Below are 403 nucleotides of genomic sequence, written 5' to 3'. Positions count from 1 at the left end.
TTACATGACCCGATACAAAAATTACTCCAAAATCCGCAGGGCCGAATTCGACTTTTGTCACTGTAACATCTAGTTTTTTATCCGCTTTAAAATGTTGGATTGCGATCTTTTTTGCTTTTTCTTTTAATGCTATTTCCTCATTTTTTTATCCATATTGTATTATTTTTTTAGAGAAAAATTCGTTGAAACAGAACCAACATTATAATTATTATTGTAATCTATTGTAGCAGTGAATTCCTTGCTTTCATCATCTTTGATATGACCAGTTATGAAGACTGATTCTAGATCATTAGAAGGGAACCTGTAATCAGTAATAGTTACATCTAAATTTTGTTTCTCTTTAAAGTAATTAATTGTTTTTTCTGTTGCTTTATCTACTATTTGTTTTTCTTTATTATTTTCC

The 403-nt window shown here is 28.5% G+C and carries 1 protein-coding gene; it reads right to left on the bottom strand.

Annotation, left to right across the window (positions count from 1 at the left end; all coding sequences use genetic code 11):
• Positions 1–159 precede the first annotated feature (159 nt).
• On the bottom strand, positions 160–403 hold a 244-nt coding region (locus KI369_RS28765), incomplete at its 5' end, for a DUF1433 domain-containing protein (RefSeq protein WP_212959030.1).

Source organism: Bacillus sanguinis (assembly GCF_018332475.1).
GTDB lineage: Bacteria > Bacillota > Bacilli > Bacillales > Bacillaceae_G > Bacillus_A > Bacillus_A sanguinis.
Note: the sequence above shows the minus strand (reverse complement) of the source record. Positions and strands in the feature narration are given on the sequence as shown.